Below are 25,057 nucleotides of genomic sequence, written 5' to 3'. Positions count from 1 at the left end.
GAACAAGGTATGAAACTTAAAAATAACCTATATAAAATAATGTTATGTGCTCTGCCTGTACTAGGCATGGGCACGGGATGCAGTGATTTTCTGGAAGAAGTAAATCCAAATGAAATGTCCACGGAGAGTTTTTGGAAAACCGTAGATGACTTGGATGCCGGATTGATAGCCGTTTACAATGCTTTCAAAAATCAAAACCTATTGGCCATTCCTGATGAATATAACCGAAGCGATATGACTTGGCCTGGATGGGGTAGACCCAATACCAGCAACCAGTATTACTTACAGGAATTCAATGAATCATCCAGTACGCCCAATAACAAATGGGATGCCTTGTACAAAGGGATCTTCAGGGCCAATCAGGTCATCGTTGCCTCAGAAGAACTGATTCCTACCCTAAAAGATGAAAGCAGTCAGGAAAGAGCCAGTACCATACTTGCCCAAGCGAGGTTTTTCAGAGGGCTGTTTTACTTCTATTTGACCACAGGGTTTAATGAAGGAAATGTACCGATCTTCGATTTTGTTCCGCAAAATGAAGAGGAATTCTACCAACCAGTGAAACCCAAGGAAGAGGTAATGGCTTTTTACTTGGCCGATCTTGAATACGCCCATGAGCATTTACCACCTTCCTATAGCAGGGATATTGACCAAGGCAGGGTGACAGCGGGGGCTGCCGCTGCGGTACTGGGGAAGAGCCATCTGTATAATGAAAATTATACGCAGGCTAAGGTGTACTTCGAAGACGTGATGGAAAATCCAGCCTACGGGTACGCATTGACCGAAAATATCGGTGATAACTTCACCACGACCAATGAGCTAAATAGTGAAAGTATCTTGGAGATCAATTATTCCCTTGCCTATAAATCGGAAATTTCTGCTTGGGCAGAGGAGCAGGTTTCCAATAACCTGAACTTTACTGTAAGTCCCGTAGGCGGATGGAGATCCCTTTATCCAAGCTGCTGGCTGATCATGGCCTATAAGGAGGATCCTGTGGACATTAATGATCCTAGAAATTATGTAGTGGACGAAGATGGATCTACACGGTTAAGAAAGTATTCGTTGAGGACTTCCTACTCCATTGCATTAGTAGATGATACGGATTTGGAATATTATGGTACCAGCACCGCTGAAGCTACCGCCTTTAATAATAAGGAAACAGGCTATTTCAGGAAATATTCGAATTGGGAAATCGTAGAGGACGAGAAGGACATCGTGCCAAACTTACGTTCAGGTGTCAATGTTCGGGTAATTCGGCTCGCTGATGTGTACTTGATGTATGCAGAGGCCTTATTGATGGGAGATGGAAATGTAGAAGAAGCGATGACCTACATTAATAGGGTAAGGCACAGGTCTGCCCTCCAATTGTTGGGCATGGATGGAACGGGTGAATATCCCGCTGCCGCACATGACAACCAAACCTATGATGTCCAATCGCTAATGGATCACTTGATGTATGTGGAAAGACCGCTTGAATTGTCCTTGGAGGGCAATGCGATCAGAACCATAGATTTGCGCAGATGGGGCATAACCAAAGATCGCTTTGAAGAGCTTTCACAAAGAAAGTATTATACGGATAATTTTGAATTCGTCAATAGTAATGGACAAAGCGTGACCAGGTGGGCATCGGTGTTGACGACAGAGGAAATGGAGTCGGATGTCCTGATCGATTACCAGCAAGCGGCCTCCAACTATATTGCTTCTGAGCATGCCTATTGGCCCATACCAAATTCAGAGATCGTAGCCAATCCTCAAATAGGAGGAGAAGAGTAAACTAACCCCAAAAAGAACCTGATCATGAAAAGAAGATATATATTATTAGTGTTTGTTTTTATCGCAGGGCTTCATTCCTGTGTAGAGGATGAGTATACCGCTCCCACCGAATTTTCGGATGTGGGATGGTACACCAGTTTTCTTAGGGAGCCTGCCTATGTGACCAGTGTGGGACAGTTTGAGAGTTTTTCGGATCTGTCCCAGGGTGCTGTAGAGCATACTTGGTCTATTGATAGTGGCAATTTCTTTTTGGAAGGACCGATAAGTCGAAATGACACCATACTTACCGATTTTATCATCAATGAAGGTGATACGGTCTCCACAGAGAAAACCATTCACGTACTGTTTCAAAATCCTGGTATCCAGTATGTCCGGTTGGTCAATAAGTTCAGGGATTCGGTGGCCTTCAGAGGTTTGGATACCGTCAGCACCAAGTGGGATGGAGAATTTTGGGTGATGGACACTGCTTTTATGGTGGATGTTTATGACTCGATCAGGGCAGAAGCAGAAATGAAGTACCTGGAAGAAACCATTGCCAGAGGTGAGGATACCTTGTTTGTTGAGGCTGGTACTGAGGTGGCGTTTATCGATAGGTCTACCCAAGGACGCCCAAATGCACGAAACTGGCAAATCCGAAATGTGGCCACGGAAGAAATCGTGAACAACAGTGCTGATTCTGTAGCGTTGATCCCTTTCAATAAGCTTGGAGTTTATAGGGCAACACTAACCGCTTCAAGGACTGGCCAAACCATACCTCCGGGAACTGGCAGGGACACCATTCCAAATCCGATTAAGGTCATCCCTTCCAGTAAACCTTTTGAATTGACAGAAGACATCGTCGAGCTGGAAGATCAAACCCTGCGAATGTCTTTTAATGGAGAATTTAAACCTTTCTCTGGAGGAGTGGAATTATTTACGGTAAAGGTAAATGGTGAAGTTTTTGATATCACTTCCGTACAGCCTTATGCGGCCAATCCTACCAAGCTGGATATCAAATTGGCACAGGAAATTTACCGTCCCGATGTGGTGACCGTGAGTTTTGCGGGAGGTGAACTTGCCTCTGTAGATGAACGAACACCTCAAGCATTTACGGATATCCCCGTTGTCATGCATTCGGCTAACCTGTTGGATAACACTGCATATGGTTTTGAGGACGGCGGTGCTGGCTGGGAGGCCATGTGGGACAATGACTCGGAAGTTACTTTCACCACGGATTTGGCGGCTACAGGAGACTATAGCCTAAAAGTGGTGAAAAATGAAGAGCATGCTGGTGGCAAAATTCATAGCATCAATGCTCCATTTAGTTTAGAGCCTGGAAAAACCTACTTGTTCAAGTATAAAATATATGTAGAGGAGGGCACGACGGCTCCAAGTGTAAGTCTATGGTTATTGCCGAACTGGAAGCAGTTTTGGGAGTCCGCAGCGGACAAACCACGTGGAGAGTGGGTGGAAGTGACCACCGAATATGAGGCGATACAAGGTGATGCCAATAGACGATTTATGCTCCAAATACCGGGAAATGGTACTTTCTATTTTGATGATTTTTGGGTTATGGAAAAAGAAGTCAGACCATAATCAATGAGGTAACCCTATAGGTGGGAGGCGGTGCCTGATCTACCTATAGGGTTTTTATAAGCACAGAGATATTAATAAATAAGTAATGAAAAAACGAACAAGCATGATCCTTTCCGCCTTGGCTGTTGCGTGGTCCATGGGAGGAAGTGGGTGTGCCAGCGATGGCAAAGAACAAAAGGCCAGTGAAGAGCCTAGATTTGAGGAGAATTGGGACTCCTTAAAGCAATATGAAGTTCCTGAATGGTTTAAGGATGCCAAATTGGGGATTTTTATCCATTGGGGACCATATGCTGTACCTGCTTATGGATCAGAATGGTATCCCAGACTGATGTACATGGATTCGGTAGTTTGGAATCCAAAAGGGGAAATCGTCAGTGAGAAACCTTCGGAAATTTATGACCATCATGTCGAAAACTGGGGAGAGCTAGATGAATTTGGGTACAAGGACTTCATCCCTATGTTTACCGCAGAGAATTTCGATGCCAAGGAGTGGATCGACTTGTTCAAAAAGGCAGGGGCAAAATACATTGTTCCAGTAGCGGAGCACCATGATGGATTTGCGATGTACCAGTCCAGTCACACGAAGTGGGATGCCGTAGAGATGGGGCCAAAGCAGGATATTTTGGGCGAGCTGGTCAAAGAAGGACGAGAGCATGGGCTCAAGGTAGGTGCCTCGTCCCATTTTGCATTCAACTGGGATTACTTCAACAAAACTGGTGATGCCGCAGATCAAACTTTCAGTGATTTATATGGAAGGTCCCATTCTCCGTATGTGCCAGCGGACGAGCAGTTTCTCGAACTTTGGTGGAAACGAACCAAGGAAATCATCGATAATTACCAGCCTGATGTGCTTTGGTTTGACTTTGTCCTTGATCGGGAAGAATATAGACCTTACCATCCCAAACTTGCCGCTTATTACTATAATAAAGGACTCGATTGGGGCAAAGAGGTCGTCTTGCAAAATAAAAACTTCCATGATTTTGAATCCTATCCTCCGGGAACCAATGTGCTTGACTTAGAGCGGGGTAAAATGTCGGACATCCACGAGTATCCCTGGCAAACCGATACTTCTATCGGTGCTAATTCTTGGGGCTATGTGTCCAATTGGATATCCAAAACTCCCAATACCATTGTGGACGATTTGATTGATATCGTCAGTAAGAACGGTTGCCTGCTACTGAACGTGGGGCCTAAAGCCGATGGTACCATTCCTGAAGACCAAAAAGAAGTACTGTTGGCCATTGGTAAGTGGCTTGACCAAAATGGGGAAGCCATTTATGGGACCACCCACTGGAAAACCTTCGGGGAAGGACCGACAGAGGTGGCTACCGGACACCATACCGAAGGCAAGAACAAAGACCTTACAGGCAAAGATTTTAGGTTTACCCAAAAAGACGGAAACATCTATGCAATAGCAATGGACTGGCCGGATTCAGGTAAAGCGGAGATCGAATCCTTCAGGGCTGGAAGTGACCTACTGGACCAGGAAATAAAGGAAGTAACCTTACTTGGGCATGAAGGCCAGTTGACTTGGAAACAGGGAGAGGAGCACCTCCTTATAGACCTACCGGACACTAAGCCCGGGGATTTTGCCTATGTGTTCAAAATCAAACTTAATTAGTGGATAACTTGATTGATTAATAGGGTTTAATTGAAATAAGTAGGAAGGTTACCTTCCTGCTTTTTTTAGTTTCCGATAAAAATCAAAAGGCTATATAAAATCGAACATGGTGAATACCTCACACACTGGGATGGTTATAAATCATGCTAGATTCCAAGTGACCTTAGAAAGCAACATAAACACATGAAATATAAAAGATACTGTAAACAGCTTAGGCTAAAAAATGATCCAGCACTGATAGCTCGGTATAAAGAAGTACATGGTATGGGGAAGGCATGGCCAGAAATAACCGCTGGTATGAAAGAAGTAGGGATTTTGGATATGGAAATTTATATTTATAATACCACCTTGTTTATGATCATGGACACGGTAGCTGACTTTGACCATGATAAGGCCATGGAAAGGCTTTCCAAGTTGCCTCGGCAAAAGGAATGGGAAAGCTATGTTGCCGAGTTTCAACAATCCGATAAATCAGCAACGGCGGATCAAAAATGGCAATTGATGGAGAGAATTTATGAAATGGACCAAAACGCTTCCTATGAAGCCGCATCAGGTCAGCTAAAGTCATCGCATTCAAAATAAAAAAAACAATAATAACCCAATTTTACATTATGATATACTATAAAAATGCCTTGGTAGGATTTCTTCTACTGTTAGCAACTTATGCTGTACATGGACAGCGTCTTCATGGAGAGCTGCAAAAATGGCATAAAGTCACCCTTGATGTAGAAGGCCCCCAAGCGGGCGAAATGGATGAGGATAACCCCTTTCTCCAATATAAATTTGATGTGGAGTTTCGCCATGAGGCCTCTGGAAAAAGGTATTTGGTTCCCGGTTATTTTGCCGCTGACGGACAAGCAGGAGAATCCGGTGCCACCGAAGGTAATGTCTGGAGGGCGCATTTTGCACCGGATGAAACAGGGGAATGGAATTATAAGGTCCTTTTCTTTGAAGGAAAATGGGCCGCACTCAGGGATACTTCCAAACTCAGCCCCGTTTCTTCAATCAATGGCTTACAAGGGGAATTTATTATAGCTCCCAGCGATAAGGAAGGAAGGGATTTTAGAAGCAAGGGACGGCTTGATTACGTTGGAGAGCGTTACCTTCAATTTAAGGGATCTGGAGAATATTTCTTGAAATTCGGTTCAGACGCACCAGAAAACCTGTTGGCATTTGCGGACTTTGATGGGGATTTTGCCGAAGATGGCCATAAGGATGATTTGGTGAAGACCTACCAGGCCCATGTGGGAGACTGGAAAAGCGGAGACCCTACATGGAAGAATGGAAAGGGGAAGGGCCTGATAGGTGCGATCAATTACCTTCACGGGAAAGGTGCCAATGCTTTTTCATTTCTGACGATGAACGTTTCCGGTGATGACCAGAATGTATTTCCTTTTGTGGATTATGATACTTGGGACAGGTACGATGTCTCTAAACTCGATCAGTGGGAGATGGTCTTTGAGCATGCCGACAAGTTGGGCATGTTTTTGCATTTCAAGACCTTGGAAGTCGAAAACCAAGGACTGTTGGACAATGGAGGAATAGGCATGTTTACCAAATTGTATTACCGGGAATTAATTGCACGTTTTGGTCACCATTTGGCGCTAAACTGGAATCTTTGTGAGGAACAAGGAGACTGGGTGAAGACCCCACGGACTTTTCCATTAGAACCTAGGGATTGGCTGATGTTGGCGGATTATGTTCGGACTGTAGATCCCTATGACCACCACATTGTGATCCATAACGGTAGATGGTTTGATCCGCTTTATGGAGATACCCCGCTCACCGGAGCCTCTTTACAGACCAATAGGAAGGATTTTGCCAATGTACATAAAAACGTTCTCAAGATCCTTAAGGACAGCAAGGAAGCAGGTAAGCAGTGGGCTGTAGCTTGCGATGAGCCAGGAGATGCACAGCACTCGTTGCTTCCCGACGAAGAGGACCCCTTACATGATGACGCCCGTCAAAATGGACTTTGGGGAGCGATGATGGCGGGAGCATGGGGTACAGAGTGGTACTTTGGCTATAAACATGCCCATTCGGACCTTACTTGTCAGGACTTTAGGTCCAGGGACAAGTTTTGGGATCAGGGAAGGATATGTCTTGATTTCTTCACTGGCCAAAACATCCCTTATTGGAAGATGGAAAACAGAGATGAGTGGTTGGTAAAAGGTGAAGGATACGTGTTGAGTGATGGAAAGGACCAAGTGGTAGTGTACTTGAAAGATGCTCAAGCTGCAGAGATAGACCTTGGTAGTCTCGACGGACGGTTTGATGTGAAATGGTACGATCCGCGTAGTGGTGGGCCATTGCAAGAAGGCAAAACGCTTACTGTCTCAGGAGGACAAAATGTAGAATTGGGCGATGCGCCGATGAGTGTCGGGAAGGACTGGGCAATTTGGCTTCAGCGATCAGAAAATTAAAATGACAAGAACAAGCATGTTTCAAAGTACAATCAAGGATAGGTGGACGAAATTATTCCTGTTGATAATAGTTTGCCTGTTCTCCCACGGATCCATGGCACAGGAGCGTCCCAATATTATTTGGATCACTTCGGAGGATAACTCCAAGCATTATATGAAATTGTACGATTCGGATGGAGTGGAAACTCCCCATATCGAACAGCTTTCGCAGACAGGGCTGGTGTTTGACCATGCTTTTTCCAATGGGCCAGTATGTAGTGTGGCACGGTCCACCTTGATCACAGGATCCTATGCTCCGCGCATTGGGGCACAATATCACCGAAAAATGAAGACGGTGCCCATGCCGGATAATTTGGAGATGTTTCCGTTTTATTTGCGTGAAGCAGGGTATTATACGGCCAATAATGCCAAAGAAGATTATAATCTGGACAATGGAGATAAGGTGTGGGATGAATCTTCCAATAAGGCAAGTTATAAAAACAGGAAGGAAGACCAGCCATTCTTTTATGTTCATAACTTCTCCGTTTCCCATGAAGGTCAGCTCCACTTTGGGCCGGAAAAGATGGAGGAAACGCCTGTATCTACTTTGCCTCCAAGCGGGAATTTGCAGCCAAACCATCCTCAAACGGCATTGTTTGAATATACCAGAGCGTATTATCTGGACAGGATAGCGGAGATGGATAGGCAAGTAGGAGAGCTGATCGGTCAATTGGAAGCAGATGGACTTCTGGAAAACACTTTTGTGTTTTACTTTGGTGATCATGGAGGCGTTTTGCCTGGGAGTAAAGGGTATTTATATGAAACGGGACTGCATGTGCCGTTGGTCATCCATGTCCCCGAAAAATACAAAGAAAGGGTTTCCTATAAAACAGGGACAAGGGTGCAGGAATTCGTGAGTTTTGTGGATTTTGGCCCTACGGTACTTCACCTGGCAGGGGTAAAAGTGCCTAAGCAGATGGACGGGGAGCCTTTTTTGCGAAAAAAAAATAAGTCCCCTAATGTTGTGGCATACGGTTATGCGGATCGTTTTGATGAAAAATATGATTTTGTCAGGTCGGTAAGAAAGGGGAAGTATAAGTACATCAGGAATTTTCATCCGTTTAATTTTGACGGTCTCTGGAACAATTACCGGTACAAGCAGATGGCTTATCAAGAATGGGTCAATTTGTATAGATCTGGTAAACTCAATAAGGACCAACGTCAATTTTTTGAAGTAAAGCCAGTAGAGATGCTGTTTGATATAGAAAAAGATCCCTATGAGATAAACAACTTGGCGGAGGATCCAGCATATAAGAAGCAATTACTGGCAATGAGAAAAGAGCTGGGGGATTGGTTGTTGTCCATGCCGGACCTTTCTTTTTATCCGGAGTATTACCTGATAGAGGAGGCCTTTGATGATCCCGTGGCCTTTGGACAAGGTCATAAGAAGGATATCAAAAAATATTATGCGACCATCAATCTTGCTATAAAGGATTTTTATGAGGTGGAGAAAGTACTCCACCGTAAATTGCAAGACGATGATCCGTGGGTGAGATACTGGGCCTTATGTGCTTTGTCCAGCTTTGGAAATGAGGCCAAAACGCTGGAGGATGCGGTTAACGAAATATCCAAGGATGACCCAGTCAGGATAAACAGGGTTAGGGCAAGCCAATTCCTAGGAATCTGTGGGGTATCAAACCCCATGAAGGATATTGAGATGGCCCTGTATTCGACTGAGGATCCACATGAAGCGTTGTTGATATTGAATATTTTGGTTCAGCTGGCGGATGGTCCTTATGGATATACCACCTCCGTAGAAGAGGACAAGCTGGCGGCTTCTGTGGCAGATGACAGCAATATTATCAGGAGACTAGAGTATATGAACGGATTATGAGTTAAACCCGGATTATGCGTTGGGAATCGTAGTGAGAGCTGAAATTGCAAGAAAATCAGTTAGTTTGGAGGCATTAGCGTAGCACCGCTACGGTTATGCCGAAAACTAAAGTGAAACGACTGATTTTGAAGCAGTTTCAGGTCGCAGCAGATAGGCTAATGCATATTCCGGGTTAAAGGACCATAAAAAGTGCTTATCCGTTCTCATAAGTTGGTGGGTGGTCATTGGGAATGCTGGCATCTCGAAGATAAGGGAATGCAGGCATTCCTTTGGTCTCACATCGGGCGTAAAAGATACCGCCGCTGAGTGGGTATTTGGCCAATACGTCTTGGCCTAGACCCTTACGCGCGGTGCTGATATAGAGTCCTTTCTGGTCCTTATCCCCAAATGCACAGCTGGTCACCAAAGGGGCATCGACAGGGATTTTATCCACCAGTTGGCCATTCTCGGGATCCCAAATGCCTACTCCATAGCCTCCCCATAAGGCAATATAGAGCAGTCCGTTTTCATCAATGGTCATTCCATCAGGGAAGCCCATCTGGCTAGGAACCTTGATGACCGTTTGCCTATTGTGGAGGGAAGTAGCACCATCATGATAGTCAAATGAAAAAATGGAACGTGTGGGGGAATCTATAAAATAGAATTTGTTTTTTCTTTGGTCCCAAGTCAGGCCATTGGAAACCGTTATGTCTGATAACTGTTTTCTTACCATGCCTTTCCGATCTAGGCAATAGAGATGTCCTGTCGGTAGTCTTTCGGGCAGGTGCATGCTTCCAAACCAAAAGTTTCCATGCGGGTCGCATTTTCCATCATTGAAGCGATTGGCGTGGAGTGTTGTTTCAAGCTCGATGAGCTGGGTGTATTCACCATCAGAGAGATTTAAATATCCGATTTCCTTGTCCAAGGATACCAATAAGCTATCCGGCGGATATGGAGCAATGGTGCCGACTTTTCCAGGTAGGTGCCAATTGCTGGTCTGCGAGGCGGCAAAGGAATACCGATAGACCATTTGTCCGTCTATGTCTACCCAGAACAGCGACGCTGTGGGGCCGTCATAGAATATTCCTTCACCAAGTTCGCAAGTATGTTCTAAAAATAGGTGTGAACTGTCCATGGTTATGTACACTGTTTTGTTTCGTCAAAAATAGACCAAATGATCGAAAGCCCCCAAACCAGTGCAGATATGTGCCATATTAGTAAACATATGTTCTACATCTATTTAGTAAAAATTGACATATTGCATTGTAAATAAATCTAAAATTAACCTGAAAATGAAAGACAATAAAGCGGAAATCCGGACCAAAAATGCCGGAAGAAGAGATTTTTTAAAATCATCATTGATAGCCCTCGGGGGAATAGCCATTGTGCCCCGGCATGTATTGGGCAAGGGGTATGTAGCTCCCAGTGACAAAATCAACTTAGGGTTTATTGGGCTTGGTAAGCAAAGCCGTGGATTGATAGGGGCGTTTGCAAAGCAGGAAAATGCGCAGATCGTAGCAGGATCAGATGTGTGGACCACAAAAATGGATTGGTTCAAACAACATGCATCTGCATCCTATAAAAATGCCGGAAGAGAAATCTCCGCTAATGCTCTACAGACCTACTCAGATTATAGGGAGTTGTTGGCCAGTGATTCCATTGACGGGGTGGTCATTGCGACCCCCGACCATTGGCATGCGCTCAATGCCATCGATGCGATGAAGGCAGGAAAGGATGTGTATTGCGAGAAGCCGCTGACATTGACCATTAATGAAGGCAAGGAAATGGTGGATATGGCCAAAAAATACGACAGCATTGTCCAGACCGGAAGTATGCAACGTTCGTGGGACAGTTTTCGAAAAGCCTGTGAATTGGTGAGAAATGGTTATTTGGGCGAGATTAAACAAGTCCTGGTGCAAGTGGGATCACCATCCAGACCCTACGATCTACAAAAAGAGCCTCTACCTTCAGAGGTGGATTGGAACCAATGGTGCGGTCCAGCACCGATGTTGGCCTATAATCATCGGTTGGCTCCACCTGACAATGACGTGAAATTTTGGCCTGATTGGAGGCTGTTTGATGAAACTGGTGGAGGTATTCTTTGTGATTGGGGAGCACATATGTTTGATATCGCCCAGTGGGCCTTGGGTATGGACAGCAGCGGTCCAGTACAGTACGTTCCACCCGCAGGCGAGACCAGTCCACAGACGGGCTTGAAGATGATTTATGATAATGGCGTGGAGATGGTGCATCATGATTTTGGCAGAGGTTATGGCGTACGTTTTATCGGGACAGAAGGCAAGATGGATATCAGCAGAAATTACTTTGAGCCCACCCCCGCTCACCTTAAGGATATCGAACTGAAACCCACAGATGTGAAATTGTACAATACTGATGGGGGGCACCATAAGAATTGGCTTGATTGTATGCAAAGCCGTGAAAAACCAATCTGTGATGTGGAAATCGGACACCGATCAGCCACTATCTGTAATATTGCCAATATTGCCTATCGACTAAACAGGCCATTGGACTGGAATCCCAGGAAAGAGAAATTCAAAAAGGACAAAGAAGCCAACTCCATGATGGGGTACGAATACAGGAAATTTCAGCAATGAATAAACTAATAGGAGCATTGGCAACGGCGGGGGTGATATTGATCTCCGCCTGTAGCCAATCAACGAGTCAGGAGAAAATCACAAAACCCAATGTCCTGTTTGTATTTGCAGATGACTTGACATTTACCGCTTTAGGTGGCTTAGAGCCCAATGCGGTCCATACTCCAAATCTCAATAAATTAATGGCAGAAGGGACCTCCTTTACCAAAGCCTATAATATGGGATCTTGGACAGGGGCGGTATGTACCGCATCCAGGACCATGATGATTTCAGGAAGGTCAGTATGGGAGGCCCAGAAGTTTAAGGAAAACTGGAAGAAAGGGGAGAGGTTGGACCAGACTTGGCCAAGGCTGATGAAAGCAGCCGGATATGAAACCTACATGACTGGAAAGTGGCATGTAGATGTCCATCCCAGTGAGATTTTTGACCATACAGCCCATATCAGGGGCGGGATGCCGGGAGACCACTGGGACCATGCTACGATGGTGCATAAATTTGATTCTCTGGCAAAGCAGGAAAAGGCCGATCCTTCGTCCATCATGCCGTTAGGCTATGACCGTCCCAAAAATCCAAATGATACTTCTTGGGATCCAGCAGATCAAAGTCAGGGAGGGTACTGGGAAGGTGGAAAACATTGGAGTGAGGTTTTGAGAGATGATGCATTGGCATTTATGGACCATGCCCAGGGACAAGAAAAACCATTCTTTATGTACCTAGCTTTTAATGCTGTCCATGACCCGCGCCAATCTCCGAGATCTTTTTTGGATCAGTATAAGGTGGATGAACTAAAACTTCCCAAGAGTTATATGCCCTTATATCCGCATAAGGATGCCATTGGCAATGGCCCTTCACTGAGAGACGAAGCACTGGCGCCATTTCCCCGAACCCCTTACGCCATTAAAAAGCACCTTCAGGAGTATTATGCCTTGCTCAGTCATATGGACGCTCAAATTGGGGAAATCATGGACAAACTAGCAGCTATTGGCGCTAGAGAAAATACCTATATCATCTTTACCGCAGATCATGGGCTAGCAATGGGGAAACATGGATTATTGGGAAAGCAAAACATGTATGAACATAGTGTGGCAGCACCCTTTATCATTGTCGGACCGGGAATACCAGAAGGAAAACGGCTGGATGAAAACATCTATTTGCAAGATGCAATGGCGACGAGTCTAGCGATAGCAGGTGTGAAAAAGCCAGATTACGTGGCCTTTAACAGTATTTTGGACTTGGCAAAAGGTGATCCAACCCAAGGGATGGATAAGGTATACGGCGCATACATCAACTATCAACGGATGATCAAGCAAGATGGCTATAAATTGATCGTCTATCCATCAGCAAGTAAAATCCTACTGTATGACCTTGCCCAAGACCCCCATGAAATGGATGATTTGTCAGGCAATAAAGCACAACGTGAAAGAATAGCCTCAATGTTTGCCGCTCTCCAAGCAGAACAGCGAAGGTTGGGGGATCAATTGGTATTAAACAAAGAAGATTATGACCTATAAAATACAGAAGTTAACACCTAAAATACTTGGGAGGTCATTAACGGCCTGTATGGTGGCTTTGGCTATGGCATGTTCCCCGTCAAAGAAAGAAAAAACTTCCGAAGAGCGGCCCCCAAATATTATCTATATCATGGCAGATGACCATACCAGTCAAGCATTTGGGATCTACGGTAGTCGTTTGGCAGACCTGAATCCCACGCCTACATTGGACAGTCTGGCCAGAGAAGGGATGATATTTGATAACTGCTTTGTCAATAATTCCATATGCGTGCCCAGCAGGGCGGCGGTATTGACTGGGCAGCGAGCACAGACCAATGGGGTGATTGACTTAGAGGGGAAATTGCCACCAGAAAAGCAATATTTGCCCACAGAGCTGAAAAAATTAGGGTACCAAACTGCTATAGTAGGAAAGTGGCACCTGCACGAGGAGCCTGCAGCATTTGACTACTATAAAGTACTTCCTGTGCAGGGCAAATACTTCGATCCGGATTTCAGGGTGAAGGGAGAAAAGCCCTGGCCCAACAATACGGTAAGCTACCAAGGACATAGTTCCGATATTATTACCGACCAGGTAATTGACTGGTTTGAAAATGAACGAAAAGAGGATCAGCCATTTTTCATGATGTATCATTTCAAGGCGCCCCATGATGATTTTGAAAATGCTCCTAGGTACGAATCGTATTTGGATGACACGTTTATCCCTGAGCCAGCAAGCCTCTACGACAATGGCAATAATGGCTCGGTCGCTACCAGGGGAAAAAATGATAGCCTTACCAGAATTATCGGTTCATCGGTATCCCATAGAAACCTGATCCGAAACCAAGCGATGAATATCTGGAAAGGCGAAAATTATAAAAATTATAGGAATGCAGCGGATATCCGTCCAGAAGAACTGGTAAAGTGGAATATGGATGCTGAAGAAAAAGCCTATACTTCCAAGGTTTACCAGAGTTATCTAAAGAAATACCTCCGATGTGTCAAAGGGGTCGATGATAATGTGAAAAGGTTTCTGGCCTATTTAAAGGAAAAGGGATTGTTGGAAAACACCATCATTGTGTACACCAGTGACCAAGGGTTTATGCTGGGCGAGCATGATTATATAGATAAAAGATGGATGTATGATGAATCGATGCGCATGCCATTTTTAATCAGGTATCCAGAAAAAATCCAAGCCGACACCCGGACAGATGCCATCATCAATAACACTGACTTTGCACCTACGCTAATAGATCTGGCTGGAGGAAGTGTGCCTGAATACATGCAAGGAAAGAGCTTTGCGTCTATTTTGAAAACCAATGAAGAGCCAGCAGATTGGCAAAAATCCACCTATTATAGGTACTGGATGCATTTGGCACATAGGCATGGAAATCCCGCCCATTTTGGCGTCAGGACCAAAAGGTACAAGCTGATCTTTTATTATGGTAGGTATTGGGTAGATACCGATGACCCCAATGCTGAATGGAACAAAGCCTCCTGGGGCAATGACTTTACCCGTCATACACCTGTCGCCTGGGAGTTTTATGATCTAAAAGAAGATCCAAACGAAATGGATAATCGTTATGATGATCCCAAGTACCAAGAGAAGATAGATGAGCTAAAGATAGAACTCAAAAGATTACGGGAAGAGCTAAACGAAACAGACGAAAACTATCCCCATATTCAGCAGGTAATCGATGCTCACTGGGATGATTGAGGTCAATTTGTAGTTTTTCGTAAAAATATGGACGCTAAGCGTAAGAAATAAACAATTGTCCTGTGATTATAAACATATGAGGTGGAGAAAACAGGTATTATTTGACATCTTTGATTAATTAAAGTGATGGAAAACCTGATGTTATGTGCAATCAACTGTAACCATTTTTTCCAGAGTTCATTTTAATTAGGGGTTTATTAGTTATAGAAACCATTGTTCTTTTTAAGGCAATGGTTTTTCTTTTTAAATAAAAAATAGTTACAACAATAAAAAATATATAACAATGAAAATATTGACCTGTAAGGAACCGGGGCATTTTGAGTATATAGAGGGAGAGAAACCTGCTCCAAGCCCAGGAAAGGCACTGATCAAGATCAAACGTATCGGCATATGTGGTACAGACCTCCATGCTTATGAAGGTACCCAGCCCTATTTCAGTTACCCAAGGGTACTGGGACATGAGCTGTCAGGTGAGCTCATAGAAACAGGGGGAGCAGAGGGTTGTTCTGTTGGGGACCTGGTTACGATCATTCCTTACTTTAACTGCGGCCAATGCGTAGCGTGTCTCGCTCAGAAGCCAAATTGCTGCGCCAGCATCAGTGTATTTGGTGTCCATGAGGATGGTGGGATGAAAGAATACATTTCGGTACCCCCTTCAGCTTTGGTAAAAGGGGGTGGACTTAGTTTGGACCAGTTGGCTTTGGCAGAACCATTGGCCATCGGTGCACATGGAGTAAGAAGAGCAGACGTGAAACCAGGCGAGTTTGTGGTGGTGATGGGAGCAGGACCTATTGGATTGGGTGTTATGGAATTTGCCCGGATAGCAGGAGGGAAGGTGATTGCCATGGATATCAACGAGGACAGGTTGGCTTTTTGTCGTGAAACCTTTGGGGTGGAATATACCGTCAATGCCAAAGGTGATTTCAGGAAGGAGATCGAGAAAATTACCGGAGGGAATTTTGCTGAAGCGGTCATTGATGCCACGGGTAGCTCGATAGCCATCCATAATGGCTTCGGTCTCATGGCTCATGGTGGCAGGTATGTACTTGTAGGTCTTCAAAAAGGTCCGATTGAGATCAACCATCCTGAATTTCACAAACGTGAGTCCACACTGATGAGCAGCAGAAATGCCACTAGGGAAGATTTTGATACGGTACTGAAAGCCCTGAAAGAACAAAAGGTGAAAGCGGAATCTTATATCACCCATCGAGTAGGCTTTGATCAAGTAAAGGAGGATTTTGCCAGCTGGCTGGATCCCGCCAATAAGGTCATCAAAGCAATGGTAACACTTTAACCCGTTTTATGCATTAGGAATTGTTATCGCCTGTTCCGATAGCTATTGGGAAGGGTTGAAACGGGAATAAATCAGGTCGTTTGGAGATTGAGGCATCCGCCAAAAGGGCGGATGGTGAACCTGTCTAGCGGCCAGATAGAATAGTAAACAGCAGCGTAGCGACTGATTTGGTCCTCCACGGTGGATCAGGCAGTAATACCTGTGCGTGGCGTAGATAGGCTAATGCATATTTCGGGTTTAATCGATCTAAAAACCTACAATCATAATAAGTATGAAATATAATATAATAGCAGTTGGTGTACTCATATTGACACAACTTGTAAGCTGCTCCGGCAAAGAATCAAAAGGGCTCGCCGAATCCAATAAAGCGGACGACCGCCAGAAGCCCAATGTAGTGATCATCTATATGGATGATCTTGGATATGGTGATATGAGTGCTTATGGAGCCACTGCCCTAAGCACACCCAATATGGATAAGCTCGCAAATGGTGGTGTGCGCTTTACCAATGGTTATGCTACTTCCGCTACGTGTACGCCGAGCCGTTATGGGCTACTTACCGGATCTTATCCTTGGAGAAATAAGAATGCAAGAATATTGCCCGGTACAGCTCCCTTGCTAATAGGAACAGACCAACTCACCATACCCAAGATGCTTAACAGCCTCGGCTACCATACCGGTATTGTCGGCAAATGGCATTTGGGCTTGGGAGAAGGTGATGTGAACTGGAATGAACCGATTAGTCCAGGGCCAAATGAAGTGGGTTTTGACTATAGCTATATCATGGCGGCTACTCAGGATAGGGTGCCAACGGTGTATATCGAAAATGGAAAGGTGGCCAATCTTGATCCCAATGATCCCATTCAAGTGGATTATAAAAACAACTTTCCTGGTGAACCAACAGGGAAGGAGAATCCCGATATGCTAAAAATGAAATGGCATCATGGACATAACAATTCGATTGTAAATGGCATTCCCCGAATCGGTTATATGAAAGGAGGTGAAGCTGCCAAATGGAAGGATGAAGAAATGGCCGATCACTTCTTGGAAAAAGCCACTGCCTATGTAAAAACGCATAAAGACGAGCCTTTCTTTCTCTATTATGCCCTTCAGCAGCCACATGTCCCTCGCACTCCCCACCCAAGGTTTGCCGGAAAATCGGGATTGGGACCCAGGGGGGATGTGATCTTGGAAGCTGATTGGTGTATTGGACAGTTTGTGGAAACATTGGAAAATGAAGGTGTGCTGGATAATACGCTGATCATATTTTCGAGCGACAATGGCCCCGTGCTGAATGACGGTTATTACGATGACGCAGTAGAAAAGCTCGGTGATCATACTCCTGCAGGCCCCCTCCGCGGTGGCAAATATTCCCTGTTCGAAGCGGGAACCCGTGTACCTTTCTTTACGTACTGGAATGGAAAAATCGAACCAATGGTTTCTGATGCACTAGTAAGCCAAATGGATATTCTCAATTCTTTGTCCAGCTTTTTGGGAGGTGATGAAATGACCAAGGATGGTGAAGCCATGATGGATGTGTTTATGGGCAAGTCGTCTTATGGTCGTCAATCCCTTGTATTGGAAGCAACCTCGAGAACAGCACTCCGGAAGAAAGACTGGCTGTTGATCCCCCCTTATCAAGGCCCTGCGAAAAACATGCAAGTAAATATCGAATTGGGGAACTATAATGATTATCAGCTTTATAACCTTAAGAATGATATTGGTCAAAAAAACAACTTAGCGAGATCGAACGAGAAAAAATTGAGAGAACTTAAAGAGGATTATGAAAGACTGGTAGGAGAAAATAGTGTGACTAGTGGAGCGCTGGACTTAAAGTAAGACCACTGAAAAATTCAAAATAAGTGCATCGTGGGTGACCACCCCTTACCTTTCGTCGGATAAATAATTTGATATACATGGAAATTGGTTTAAAGAAAAAGTTAGAAGATGAACTGATATTAAAGGTTTCACGTATGAAGCCCGTTATCAAACCAACTAAACCACATAAACACTCGGGATATCATGAATTGATCTTTCTTTCCAAGGGAGCTGGATTACACACCATCGGTGACGATACTTATGAAGTTGTTCCACCAACGGGTTTTTACCTTATGCCAGGGCAGGTCCACTGTTGGGATTTTTCCAAAATTCCGGAAGGTTACGTTATCCTGTTCAAAGAAGAGGTTCTCTCTCTTTACCCCAAGGCACAAAGTTGCCTGTTTGAATTCCCAAAGCAATTCAACATTGCGGTTGATAGCGTTTTTTTTCACTTATTGGATACGTTTTTCACAGCGTTTAAGGGAAATAATGATTTGGATTTTCTCACCGCTTACCTAAACTTGGTGATCATCAAAAGCAGTCCTTTTGCCAAAAGAAATAAAATCAACGCTCCAAGGATTACCAAGGAGTTTGCCGCATTCAAACAATTGCTCAATGAGCATTTTACAGAAATCAAAAATGTAGAGCCATATGCCGATATGCTCCATCTTTCGGTCAAGAAACTCAATGAGATTTGTAAAAGTGCCGTAAACGCTACTGCAAGGGAAGTGATCAAGGAAAGAATACTTATTGAAGCAAAAAATTTATTAACGCATACCAACAGGAACGTCTCCGAAATTGCGTTTGAACTCAACTTCACAGATTCTTCCAACTTTGTGAAATTCTTTAAAGGGCAAACCACCCTAACTCCTTTGGGCTATCGGTCAAGGGCGGTGGGATAATGCAACCATTCCTGGATGGTTTTTTCCGTAAAATCCATCTAACGTTGAGTTGTTTTACATGAAATAAGCACTTCAATGAATAAGATGGTTTTAACACTTTTAATTTTATGCCTGATTGGGTAAAAAATGGCCCAATCAGGCATAAAATGTGGCGTAGTAGATCAAACCGAGGCGAATCCATTAGAGCTGTCAACCAGCCATTGTACTCCCTTTCAGACAGCATGCTGGTCAAGGATTTTGGTGATAATTATGTTTATCCCACGGTCTTTTACAGTGATATTAAAAACCTTGTAAGTAGGGTAAACACCATCTATCATGACACCTGCCTCAAGCGCATTTACGCTAATGTGGGATCCGGAAAATCTATCGTGCCGGGATCAGGGATAGAGCTCAATCCCACCTCTTGGTGGAAGGTTTTTGCGGGACAACCTTTAAAAATACAACATCAATGGTGTATAGAACAATCGTGCGATTGATTCTTCAAGCTGAGTATATTCAAAATATGCACATTCGGGTTTCAAAATTTACTCTAGCCTAAGCCACCATTGGTCACTGAATTATTTTGTTGACTGTGTGAAGGCAAAGCTAAAGACAGTAGTTCCTTTTCACACTAATTTACAGTAACCAAGACCTATTTGGACGGCCGGCTCAGCAGTTCACTCCAATGGTTGAATATGGACACGGACATGGGGCTGTTGAATACCAATGAGCAGCGGATTGCCACTAGGTCCGATAATGCGTTCTGCACCATCACCAATTACATCAATAAAGTGGACTTGATCGAGGGCAATAGTAGCTATACCTATTGATCAGCTAAAAATTAATCAAGGTTTATTAAAAGTGAATTAAAGGCATATGAGGATTATCAGTTTAAAAAAAATGAAGCCAAGAACGGAAGACCTTCCGTTCTTGGCTTTTCTTATAATTTTCTCGGATTAATGATCCGGATCCTGTTGCAAAATGCCATTTTGAAGGTCCAACTGGACTTGGGGGATAGGCCAGTAATCATCTTCAGTACCGTAATTGGCTCCATTTAGCCACGGTAACCTTCCGCCATCAAGTTCGCTGTCGAGGTAAGAGTTTAGGGTTTCTTCCGCGATACCCCATCTTCTTAGGTCAAAGTAACGCATTCCTTCTAAAGCAAACTCCATCCGGATTTCATGTCTGACTGCTTTACGTGCATATTCTTGACTTGGAAAAGAAGGGTATGGCTCCAGTTTGTAATTTGCGGCAGGTTGGGTCTCATCGATTTCGATTTGATCGTTAGGTCCAAATGAATCGTTGAGTACTTTTCCCATTACCATATCATCGGCCGCCCGGTTCCGGATGAGATTAACTAAAGACAAGGCCGTACTTAGGTCGTTTTCCTCCACTGCTACCTCTGCTCTCCATAGCAGGACGTGCCCAAGCCGCAGTACCCGGAAGTTGTTCCCGTTTACACCAGAGGCCCAGTAGCTGGATTCGGTGGATATTTCTCCCCTGTTTCTTTTGTACCACATGATTTTCTTATTAAGAAATGGTCCCATGTTCAGTTGGTCAAGCATCCAGTCACTACCACTCATTGGTCCCCAGTCAAGGAACGGGATTCCCCGTCTTCCAATTGTCCAGTCCACTCGAGGATCCAAAAGATGTTCGGTTGGCGTGAAGGATTCGGTGGTTAATATTCCATAATCCTCTATCAAAAGCCCTTCTTGGAATTCATCCAAAAGAGGCAGGCCGTTTTCATCTACCTTGAACGCGTTGAAGAGATCAAATGATGGAGCACTGTACGCACAACAAAGACCTACATCCGGGCCGCGAGGGTAAAGCGTTTGGTGGTCAATACCGGAATTGGCCACGCCTGCTCCGTCATTTACCGAATATTGAATTTCAAAAATACTCTCTCCATTGTTTTGTTTTTCTTCGTCAAAATTATTGTAAAAATGTGACTCCAATTGGAATGGCCCATCGATGATGATATCATCCAATAGAGGCTTTGCTTCAGTAAATTCCTGTTGAAAAAGGTGGACTCGAGCTTTAAAGGCCATGGCGGCCCACATGGATGCCCTACCGATATCACTTGGTTCAGGGGTTAGATTATCTATGGCAAATTGAAGGTCGCCTTCTATCTGGTCCCATACTTCCACGTCGTTTTTGACTTGGGTGGCATCCACCCCTTCCACGATATATGGGATACGTTCAAATACCATTCTCAGCTGAAAATGAAACCAAGCCCTTAGGAATTTAGCCTCTGCTTCCAGTTGTTTATACCTGTTTTCAGGAATGTCTTCCGAATCATAGAGCGCCAAAAGGGCATCATTGGCCCTGGATATGGCTTCGTAATTTACGCCCCAGGCACCGTTTAGCCACTCATTGTCCGAGCGGACTTCATATCGTTCTACGTCATTGATTTGATTCCATCCTCCAGTTTGGTCACCACGGTGCATGTCATCAGATGGAACATCCCCCCATATCCAGTTCATGACCGATGCTTCTCCTTGGTTACCGCTTGGGTTTTCACCTGCGGCATATCCATCCAACATGGCGTAAGCAGAAATTAATAAGCTATTTACACCTTCTTCGTTGTTAAGTAGGGATTGATTGATAGCACCGTAAGGTTTTTCGTCCAAAAACTCCTCGCTGCAACCATGCAGTAGGAACAGGCTGAGAAACACACTTATTATTAAAATTGGTTTTTTCATGATCATGTGATTTTGGGTTAAAGACTAAGATTAAGACCGAACATCAACTGCCGGGAAACAGGCCATGCGCCGGTATCTACCCCTCGGTCAATTTCCCTTGCGATGCCGTTGTCCCTTTTGGCAGGGATCTCTGGGTTTAGACCTGAGTATCCAGTGATGGTAAACAGGTTTGAGCCCATGAAATACAGTCTAAGATTATTGATTTTTAGTCGGTCCAGAATATGATCTGGGAAGTTGTACCCTATTTGGAGGTTTTGTAATCTAAGGTAGGAGCCGTCTTCTATATATACCGAAGAAGGATTTTGCTCAAAGGAAGTGCTGTTGGATGCCTTGGGTAAGGTAGCGTCGGCATTATCCTCTAAATAGGGAGATCCCCACGATTTATATAGCCTATCAGGGCTGTTGGGGCCTTGGAAGAGGCCATAACGGATAAATCTGCTGGTATAGTTGGCAATGTCATTTCCAACAGAAGCATATAGGGTGGCAGCGAAATCAAACCCCTTGTATCCAAGGCCCAGTCGTAGACCGGTAGTGAAGTCCGGATGTGGATTGCCAATATATGTCCTGTCTTCAGGGGAGATGACACCATCTCCATTTACATCTTTTATTTTAAGGTTACCAGGAGCATTGTAGGTGCCGTTGGTCGGATGGTTATCGGCCTCTTCTTGGGTCTGGAAGATACCATCAACTACATAGCCATAAAATTCAGGAAAGGACCTGCCTGGCTCTGTTCGGGTATACACAGATTGTCTGACTGGAAACCCTTGGATAAACTCATTGGCATTATTGGAAAGTTTGGTAACCTCATTTTTATAATGGGTGAAATTGCCTGATAGGGAATAGGTCACTCCGCTGGCACAAAATTCTCCGCGATAATCCAAGGTAATATCCACTCCTTTGTTGGACATGGATCCGATATTTACAGAGGGTGGCGTTGCGCTTCCAGCTACAAGAGGGATGGCAATGGGAAATAACATGTCCTTGGTGTTTTTTTGCCAAAAATCCATGGTTACATCAAGATTTCCGAAAAATGTAGCGTCCAAGGCGATGTTTGTGGAGGTGGTAGTTTCCCACTTGGCATTTGGATTACCACGAGTTGCAGATTGGTAACCTACCACAATGGTATTGTCACCTCCCCCTATGGCGTAATAAGAGTTGCCTGGGTTGCTGTTGTAAATGGAATAGCTATTGTAATTACCGATTTGGTCATTTCCAGATTGTCCCCAGCTGGTACGGAGTTTTAGGAAATCCAGCCATCCATCTACTCCGGACATGAAATTTTCTTCTGATAGTACCCAGCCGAGAGAAACCGCAGGGAATACTCCAAATCTATTGTTTACGCCAAACCGTGAAGAACCGTCCCTTCTGATGGTCACATCGGCGATATACTTTTTCTTGAAGTCATAGTGGGCTCTTCCAAAATAGGAAAATAGCGACCATGCAGAGGCATTTCCTCCATTTAATTGGTTACTTGCCCCGGCGTCCAACACCATGAAATTCAGGTCTGTGCTAAAATAATCCTGTCTTGAGGCATATATATTTCTATAATTGCTTTTGACAGCCTCTGTGCCTGCCAAAAGATCGATGTTATGATCCTGGTTGATGGTCTTGGTATAGCTTAAGGTATTACTCCAGTTCCAAGCCATATTGACAGCACTTCCTTCATTGAGCGTGGTACCGTCGGTTCCGTTGGTGTTTTCTGGATCCGGAAATCTTGGATTGAAATTTTGGGATAAGTTGATATTGTACCCGAAAAGTGTCTTGAACTTTAGGTCTTTGATCGGGCTAAGCTCTGCATAGATGTTTCCGGTAAGATTATAAGTGGTGTTTTTACTGTCGCCGGACCTTTCAAGAAGACCTAATGGATTAGGCCCGTCATATACATTACCACCAACTACCCCGCCGGCATAGTTTCCAGCTATATCATATACCGGTAATATTGGGTTAATCGTGTATAGCTCATTTAAGAGGCTTTCATGGGCATTGTTTCCGTTGTAACCCTTGTTTTGGCTGAACATGACGCCGAGACGCTCACCGATTTTTAGCCAGTCATTTATTTCCGCATCTACATTGGACCGTAAAGAAATCCTTTCGTAGGAAGTGTTTTTGAATATACCATTTTCCTTAAGATAGTTTCCCTGGAAGGCATAGTTTGTCTTCTTACCACCTCCTGTTACGGATAGGTTGAAATCTTGAATAGAACCGTCCTGGTAAACCACATCCATCCAATCTGTACCGGCTTTATTGGATTCCGTAATAGGATAATTGAACTTATCGTATAAGTCTATATTGGTAGAAGGATCACCGAAAGATCCGCCATTGGGAAATAGATAATCATTTAAAACAGGATTATCACCACTTCCGTAATGTACATTGGAGGTGGGTAGCCCATCGTTTTCCAGTTCCATCCACATAAGTTCACCAAGTTCTTGTGGATTGGTCATAATATCGAATTTTGCATTGGGCTTATTGAACCCGGTACGCATACTGACTGATACTTGGGCTGGCTGACCGGCCTTACCGGATTTGGTGGTGACCAAAATCACCCCGTTTGCACCTCTTGCTCCGTATATCGCCGTGGATGCGGCGTCTTTTAGCACCTGAATGGATTCGATTTGATTTGGAGGGGGAGGAGTGGCTCCGTACACTCCGTCCACTACCCACAGGGGGCCATTGTTGTTGATCGTTCCCATACCACGGATCCTGATTTCGGATTGGCCGCCAGGAGTAGCGGAATTGACCACGGTAATCCCCGAAGTACTACCTTGGAGGGCTTTACTGACGTTGCCCGTTGGCTGCTGATCAAGAAAGTCCTTGTCCACTGTGGCCACTGCACCAGTCAGTTCCCCTTTGGATCGGGTTCCATAACCAATGACGACCACTTCGTCGAGGTTTTCAAGATCTGAAGATAGGGTGATGTCTATTTTTGACCTTCCTGAGATAGAAATCTCTTGGCTTTGGTAGCCTATAAAGCTGAAGACCAATGTTCCTTCTGCTGGGGCATCAATGGTGTAGTTCCCTTCAATATCCGTGATGGTTCCCGTGCTGCTTCCCTTCAATAGAATGTTTACTCCTGGAAGGGTCTCTCCGTTTTCGTCTATAACGGTACCGGTAATCGTTGGATTTTGTGCCATTGACTCGGCCATAGACCAGAAAAAGGCAGACAAAATCATTAACACCCCCAATAAATGCTGGGGCTTAATTGAAATTCTGGGTTTCATAATGTATAACTTTAAGTTAAAAATGAGATCTAACAAGTGAATACTTGTAGTGCTGTGGGAATAAGTGTCCGAGTAGATCGGGC

Annotated in this window: 17 protein-coding genes; 14 read left to right on the top strand and 3 right to left on the bottom strand. The window is 44.4% G+C overall.

The features are described from left to right. Window positions 1-9 precede the first annotated feature (9 nt). From FDP09_RS16055 to FDP09_RS16030, 6 genes are all read left to right on the top strand, one after another. Entirely contained in the window at window positions 10-1,770 is a 1,761-nt protein-coding gene (locus FDP09_RS16055; RefSeq protein WP_137403640.1) for a RagB/SusD family nutrient uptake outer membrane protein, read from the top strand. Between the two features lie 24 nt (window positions 1,771-1,794). Next, window positions 1,795-3,345 (top strand): carbohydrate binding domain-containing protein, encoded by a 1,551-nt coding sequence (locus FDP09_RS16050; protein WP_137403639.1) that lies wholly within the window; start codon window positions 1,795-1,797, stop codon window positions 3,343-3,345. An 85-nt stretch (window positions 3,346-3,430) separates the two neighbouring features. Beyond that, window positions 3,431-4,966: an alpha-L-fucosidase gene (locus tag FDP09_RS16045; RefSeq protein ID WP_137403638.1), complete on the top strand. Its 1,536-nt coding sequence runs from the start codon at window positions 3,431-3,433 to the stop codon at window positions 4,964-4,966. Window positions 4,967-5,149: 183 nt separating this feature from the next. After that, window positions 5,150-5,548 carry an L-rhamnose mutarotase gene (locus FDP09_RS16040; protein ID WP_137403637.1) on the top strand — a complete coding sequence of 133 codons (399 nt, stop codon included), beginning with the start codon at window positions 5,150-5,152 and terminating at the stop codon, window positions 5,546-5,548. Between the two features lie 29 nt (window positions 5,549-5,577). Beyond that, window positions 5,578-7,389, top strand: a complete 1,812-nt coding sequence (locus tag FDP09_RS16035) for a DUF5060 domain-containing protein (RefSeq protein ID WP_137403636.1) — start codon at window positions 5,578-5,580, stop codon at window positions 7,387-7,389. Window positions 7,390-7,405: 16 nt separating this feature from the next. After that, complete coding sequence (locus FDP09_RS16030) at window positions 7,406-9,262, top strand: sulfatase-like hydrolase/transferase (protein WP_137403635.1); 1,857 nt, start codon at window positions 7,406-7,408, stop codon at window positions 9,260-9,262. A 193-nt stretch (window positions 9,263-9,455) separates the two neighbouring features. Here FDP09_RS16030 and FDP09_RS16025 read toward each other — a convergent pair whose 3' ends face one another. Then, a complete protein-coding gene (locus FDP09_RS16025; RefSeq protein WP_137403634.1) occupies window positions 9,456-10,376 on the bottom strand; it encodes an SMP-30/gluconolactonase/LRE family protein in 921 nt (306 codons plus the stop codon). Window positions 10,377-10,533: 157 nt separating this feature from the next. Between FDP09_RS16025 and FDP09_RS16020 the strand changes: the two genes are divergently transcribed. The 8 genes from FDP09_RS16020 to FDP09_RS23835 all read left to right on the top strand — a co-directional run bounded on the left by FDP09_RS16020 (window position 10,534) and on the right by FDP09_RS23835 (window position 19,881). Continuing rightward, complete coding sequence (locus tag FDP09_RS16020) at window positions 10,534-11,856, top strand: Gfo/Idh/MocA family protein (protein WP_137403633.1); 1,323 nt, start codon at window positions 10,534-10,536, stop codon at window positions 11,854-11,856. Next, window positions 11,853-13,367: a sulfatase-like hydrolase/transferase gene (locus tag FDP09_RS16015; RefSeq protein ID WP_137403632.1), complete on the top strand. Its 1,515-nt coding sequence runs from the start codon at window positions 11,853-11,855 to the stop codon at window positions 13,365-13,367. The genes FDP09_RS16020 and FDP09_RS16015 overlap by 4 nt, the downstream gene beginning before the upstream one ends. Next, window positions 13,357-15,060, top strand: a complete 1,704-nt coding sequence (locus FDP09_RS16010; protein ID WP_229683416.1) for a sulfatase family protein — start codon at window positions 13,357-13,359, stop codon at window positions 15,058-15,060. The genes FDP09_RS16015 and FDP09_RS16010 overlap by 11 nt, the downstream gene beginning before the upstream one ends. 283 nt (window positions 15,061-15,343) lie before the next feature. Further along, complete coding sequence (locus tag FDP09_RS16005) at window positions 15,344-16,354, top strand: zinc-binding alcohol dehydrogenase family protein (RefSeq protein ID WP_137403631.1); 1,011 nt, start codon at window positions 15,344-15,346, stop codon at window positions 16,352-16,354. Between the two features lie 271 nt (window positions 16,355-16,625). Then, on the top strand, window positions 16,626-18,191 hold the full coding sequence (locus tag FDP09_RS16000; RefSeq protein ID WP_137403630.1) for a sulfatase family protein: 1,566 nt from the start codon (window positions 16,626-16,628) through the stop codon (window positions 18,189-18,191). A gap of 134 nt (window positions 18,192-18,325) precedes the next feature. After that, window positions 18,326-19,072: a helix-turn-helix domain-containing protein gene (locus FDP09_RS15995; RefSeq protein ID WP_244940513.1), complete on the top strand. Its 747-nt coding sequence runs from the start codon at window positions 18,326-18,328 to the stop codon at window positions 19,070-19,072. A gap of 146 nt (window positions 19,073-19,218) precedes the next feature. Further along, window positions 19,219-19,548 carry a TonB-dependent receptor gene (locus FDP09_RS15990; protein WP_137403628.1) on the top strand — a complete coding sequence of 110 codons (330 nt, stop codon included), beginning with the start codon at window positions 19,219-19,221 and terminating at the stop codon, window positions 19,546-19,548. Between the two features lie 159 nt (window positions 19,549-19,707). Further along, window positions 19,708-19,881 (top strand): hypothetical protein, encoded by a 174-nt coding sequence (locus FDP09_RS23835; RefSeq protein WP_187328692.1) that lies wholly within the window; start codon window positions 19,708-19,710, stop codon window positions 19,879-19,881. A 126-nt stretch (window positions 19,882-20,007) separates the two neighbouring features. Here the strand turns inward: FDP09_RS23835 and FDP09_RS15985 are convergent, their stop codons facing one another. Both FDP09_RS15985 and FDP09_RS15980 read right to left on the bottom strand, forming a co-directional pair. Next, entirely contained in the window at window positions 20,008-21,753 is a 1,746-nt protein-coding gene (locus FDP09_RS15985) for a RagB/SusD family nutrient uptake outer membrane protein (protein WP_137403627.1), read from the bottom strand. Window positions 21,754-21,770: 17 nt separating this feature from the next. Next, window positions 21,771-24,974, bottom strand: a complete 3,204-nt coding sequence (locus tag FDP09_RS15980) for a SusC/RagA family TonB-linked outer membrane protein (protein WP_137403626.1) — start codon at window positions 24,972-24,974, stop codon at window positions 21,771-21,773. Window positions 24,975-25,057 lie beyond the last annotated feature (83 nt).

The sequence above is a fragment of the Echinicola rosea genome (genome assembly GCF_005281475.1).
Taxonomy (GTDB): Bacteria; Bacteroidota; Bacteroidia; order Cytophagales; family Cyclobacteriaceae; genus Echinicola; species Echinicola rosea.
This window is presented reverse-complemented; position numbering and strand designations above follow the sequence as displayed.